General features: G+C 56.1%; 3 rRNA genes. All 3 read right to left on the bottom strand.

What is annotated here, in order from left to right:
- Positions 1 to 9: 9 nt before the first annotated feature.
- Positions 10 to 126 (bottom strand): 5S ribosomal RNA (rrf, locus tag J1M64_RS08295).
- Positions 127 to 215: 89 nt separating this feature from the next.
- Positions 216 to 3,311, bottom strand: a 23S ribosomal RNA gene (locus tag J1M64_RS08290).
- Positions 3,312 to 3,652: 341 nt separating this feature from the next.
- Positions 3,653 to 5,169, bottom strand: a 16S ribosomal RNA gene (locus J1M64_RS08285).
- Together the 16S, 23S and 5S rRNA genes form the textbook arrangement of a ribosomal RNA operon.
- Positions 5,170 to 5,343 lie beyond the last annotated feature (174 nt).

The following is a 5,343-nucleotide window of genomic DNA, read 5'->3' as shown; positions in this document are numbered from 1 at the left end:
TGAAGTTGTGTTCGGCGGTGACCTACTCTCCCACACCCTCACGAGTGCAGTACCATCGGCGCTGGCAGGCTTAGCTTCCGGGTTCGGAATGGGACCGGGCGTTTCCCTGCCGCTATGGCCGCCGTAACTCTGTGAAACAAGGCCCACGTGTTTTTGCGTGGGTGTGTTGTTTCAGATACTGCACAGTGGACGCGTTCAAACTTTATGGGCTGTTTGTGTGTAAGCCCTCGGCCGATTAGTACCGGTCACCTGCACGCATTGCTGCGCTTCCAGTTCCGGCCTATCAACCCCATGGTCTGTGGGGGGCCTTAACCACGCCAAGGTGGTGAGAAACCTCATCTTGGAACAGGCTTCCCGCTTAGATGCTTTCAGCGGTTATCCCTTCCGAACGTAGCTAACCAGCGATGCTCCTGGTGGAACAACTGGCACACCAGAGGTTCGTCCGTCCCGGTCCTCTCGTACTAGGGACAGCCTTCCTCAAGTTTCTTACGCGCGCGGCGGATAGAGACCGAACTGTCTCACGACGTTCTAAACCCAGCTCGCGTGCCGCTTTAATGGGCGAACAGCCCAACCCTTGGGACCTACTCCAGCCCCAGGATGCGACGAGCCGACATCGAGGTGCCAAACCATCCCGTCGATATGGACTCTTGGGGAAGATCAGCCTGTTATCCCCGGGGTACCTTTTATCCGTTGAGCGACACCGCTTCCACTTGCCGGTGCCGGATCACTAGTCCCGACTTTCGTCCCTGCTCGACGTGTCAGTCTCACAGTCAAGCTCCCTTGTGCACTTGCACTCAACACCTGATTGCCATCCAGGCTGAGGGAACCTTTGGGCGCCTCCGTTACTCTTTAGGAGGCAACCGCCCCAGTTAAACTACCCACCAGGCACTGTCCCTAACCCAGATCATGGGCCGAGGTTAGACGTCCAATACGATCAGAGTGGTATTTCAACAACGACTCCACACACACTGGCGTGCATGCTTCACAGTCTCCCACCTATCCTACACAAACCGAATCGAACGCCAATACCAAGCTATAGTAAAGGTCCCGGGGTCTTTTCGTCCTGCCGCGCGTAACGAGCATCTTTACTCGTAGTGCAATTTCGCCGAGTCTGTGGTCGAGACAGCAGAGAAGTCGTTACGCCATTCGTGCAGGTCGGAACTTACCCGACAAGGAATTTCGCTACCTTAGGATGGTTATAGTTACCACCGCCGTTTACTGGGGCTTAAATTCTCAGCTTCGCCTTGCGGCTAACCGGTCCTCTTAACCTTCCAGCACCGGGCAGGCGTCAGTCCGTATACATCGACTTACGTCTTCGCACGGACCTGTGTTTTTAGTAAACAGTCGCTTCTCTCTGGTCTCTGCGACCACCCCCAGCTCAGATCGCAAGGATCGTCACCGGGCGTGGTCCCCCTTCTCCCGAAGTTACGGGGGCATTTTGCCGAGTTCCTTAACCACAGTTCTCTCGATCGCCTTGGTATTCTCTACCTGATCACCTGTGTCGGTTTGGGGTACGGGCCGTGTATGAACTCACTAGAGGCTTTTCTCGGCAGCATAGGATCACTGAATTCCCCACAACGGGTATGCATCAAGTCTCAGCCTTGATGTGACACGGATTTGCCTATGTCACGGCCTACACTCTTACACCAGTACAACCACTGACTGGCCCAGCTACCTTCCTGCGTCACCCCATCGCTTGGCTACTACCAGTTCAGGTCCCGCGCATCCGGTCCACGTCATCCCGAAGGATGCTCTAGGACATTCAGGGCGGTTAGTATCACTGATTCACCATGGGCGCGCACACACGGGTACGGGAATATCAACCCGTTGTCCATCGACTACGCCTGTCGGCCTCGCCTTAGGTCCCGACTCACCCTGGGCAGATTAGCTTGACCCAGGAACCCTTGATCATTCGGCGGACGAGTTTCTCACTCGTCATTCGCTACTCATGCCTGCATTCTCACTCGTGTGGCCTCCACGCCTGGATCACTCCGGCGCTTCTATGGCCACACGACGCTCCCCTACCCATCCATACACCTGCCCGGAGGAGGTTATTGTATGAATGCCGCGGCTTCGGCGGTGTACTTGAGCCCCGCTAAATTGTCGGCGCAGGACCACTTGACCAGTGAGCTATTACGCACTCTTTCAAGGGTGGCTGCTTCTAAGCCAACCTCCTGGCTGTCTCAGCGATCCCACATCCTTTTCCACTTAGTACACGCTTAGGGGCCTTAGCCGGCGATCTGGGCTGTTTCCCTCTCGACTATGAAGCTTATCCCCCACAGTCTCACTGCCGCACTCTCACACCTCGGCATTCGGAGTTTGGCTGACGTCAGTAACCTTGTAGGGCCCATCGGCCATCCAGTAGCTCTACCTCCGAGGTGAAACATGCGACGCTGCACCTAAATGCATTTCGGGGAGAACCAGCTATCACGGAGTTTGATTGGCCTTTCACCCCTACCCACAACTCATCCCCTCAGTTTTCAACCTAAGTGGGTTCGCGCCTCCACGACGTCTTACCGTCGCTTCACACTGGCCATGGGTAGATCACTCCGCTTCGGGTCTAGAGCATGCCACTCAAACGCCCTATTAGGACTCGCTTTCGCTACGGCTTCCCCACACGGGTTAACCTCGCGACATACCACTAACTCGCAGGCTCATTCTTCAAAAGGCACGCCATCAGCCCTCAAGCCTCTGACGGATTGTAAGCACACGGTTTCAGGTACTATTTCACTCCCCTCCCGGGGTACTTTTCACCATTCCCTCACGGTACTAATCCGCTATCGGTCACCAAGAAGTATTTAGGCTTACCGGGTGGTCCCGGCAGATTCACAGCAGATTTCACGGGCCCGCTGCTACTTGGGAACACAAATCGCCCCGCCGCAAGGTTTTCAGGTACGGGACTCTCACCCTCTCCGGCCGACCCTTCCAAGTCGTTCCCCTAACCCGCGATCAATCAGCGCCCGGTCCGGCAGAACCGGGACATCATGCCCCACAACACCACACACGCAACCCCTGCCGGGTATCACACGCATGCGGTTTAGCCTGATCCGCGTTCGCTCGCCGCTACTGACGGAATCACTATTGTTTTCTCTTCCTGCGGGTACTGAGATGTTTCACTTCCCCGCGTTCCCTCCACACACCCTATGTATTCAGATGCGGGTAACACGCCATCACGCGTGCTGGGTTTCCCCATTCGGACACCCTCGGATCACAGCTCGTTTGGCAGCTCCCCGAGGCTTATCGCAGCCTACTACGTCCTTCATCGGCTCTTGGTGCCAAGGCATCCACCGTGTGCTCTTACACACTTACATTCACAAACAATTAAAGATGCTCGCGTCCACTGTGCAGTTCTCAAACAACACACACCAACCCCACCCACACCCAGGACCCGTAGGTCGCATCAGATGTCTCGGGAATCAGTGCCATCAGAAACAACCAAACCCGAAGGCTCGATGGTGTTGTTTCAGACACCCAACAGTGTGTTTCGTCCGGACCACGCTCCCCCCGGAACGCCGGCCCTGAGCCGACGCCCGAAGATCAAGGCGAGTCCTACGCGATAGTGTTCCACCCAATGAGCCACAGAGCGCGCCACATTCGGACGCGAACCCTGCGCAAACTCTGACCACACCAAAGCGTGGTGAGTGCTCCTTAGAAAGGAGGTGATCCAGCCGCACCTTCCGGTACGGCTACCTTGTTACGACTTCGTCCCAATCGCCGATCCCACCTTCGACGGCTCCCTCCACAAGGGTTAGGCCACCGGCTTCGGGTGTTACCGACTTTCATGACGTGACGGGCGGTGTGTACAAGGCCCGGGAACGTATTCACCGCAGCGTTGCTGATCTGCGATTACTAGCGACTCCGACTTCATGGGGTCGAGTTGCAGACCCCAATCCGAACTGAGACCAGCTTTAAGGGATTCGCTCCACCTCGCGGTATCGCAGCCCTCTGTACTAGCCATTGTAGCATGTGTGAAGCCCTAGACATAAGGGGCATGATGATTTGACGTCATCCCCACCTTCCTCCGAGTTGACCCCGGCAGTCTCTCACGAGTCCCCACCATTACGTGCTGGCAACATGAGACAGGGGTTGCGCTCGTTGCGGGACTTAACCCAACATCTCACGACACGAGCTGACGACAACCATGCACCACCTGTATACAAGCCACAAGGGAAACGACATCTCTGCCGTCGTCCTGTATATGTCAAGCCTAGGTAAGGTTCTTCGCGTTGCATCGAATTAATCCACATGCTCCGCCGCTTGTGCGGGCCCCCGTCAATTCCTTTGAGTTTTAGCCTTGCGGCCGTACTCCCCAGGCGGGGCGCTTAATGCGTTAGCTACGGCACGGAGTCCGTGGAAGGACCCCACACCTAGCGCCCACCGTTTACGGCATGGACTACCAGGGTATCTAATCCTGTTCGCTACCCATGCTTTCGCTCCTCAGCGTCAGTTACTACCCAGAGACCCGCCTTCGCCACCGGTGTTCCTCCTGATATCTGCGCATTTCACCGCTACACCAGGAATTCCAGTCTCCCCTGTAGTACTCAAGTCTGCCCGTATCGCCTGCACGCCCCCGGTTAAGCCGAGGGATTTCACAGACGACGTGACAAACCGCCTACGAGCTCTTTACGCCCAGTAATTCCGGACAACGCTCGCACCCTACGTATTACCGCGGCTGCTGGCACGTAGTTAGCCGGTGCTTCTTCTGCAGGTACCGTCACTTGCGCTTCGTCCCTACTGAAAGGGGTTTACAATCCGAAGACCGTCATCCCCCACGCGGCGTCGCTGCATCAGGCTTTCGCCCATTGTGCAATATTCCCCACTGCTGCCTCCCGTAGGAGTCTGGGCCGTGTCTCAGTCCCAGTGTGGCCGATCACCCTCTCAGGCCGGCTACCCGTCGTCGCCTTGGTAGGCCATTACCCCACCAACAAGCTGATAGGCCGCGGGCTCATCCTGCACCGAAAAACTTTCCAACCCCCACCATGCGGCAGGAGTTCATATCCGGTATTAGACCCAGTTTCCCAGGCTTATCCCGAAGTGCAGGGCAGATTACCCACGTGTTACTCACCCGTTCGCCACTCGTGTACCCCCGAAGGGGCCTTACCGTTCGACTTGCATGTGTTAAGCACGCCGCCAGCGTTCGTCCTGAGCCAGGATCAAACTCTCCATAAAAGCTTCTCAGCACTACGAAAAGCACAATCCAAGCAAAAACAAACCAAAAACTGGCTGTTCAAACAAAAACGCGACCCCCACGACAGGGATGTGAAAGGGTCGCAACCAAACAAAAAATTTGGCACTATCACAAACAAAACACACTGTTGAGTTCTCAAACAACACCCACACACC

Origin of the sequence: Dietzia sp. KRD202, assembly GCF_017168155.1 — a bacterium.
GTDB lineage: Bacteria > Actinomycetota > Actinomycetes > Mycobacteriales > Mycobacteriaceae > Dietzia > Dietzia kunjamensis.
The sequence above is the reverse complement of the archived record's forward strand: the minus strand, read 5'-3'. Positions and strand labels throughout refer to the sequence as shown.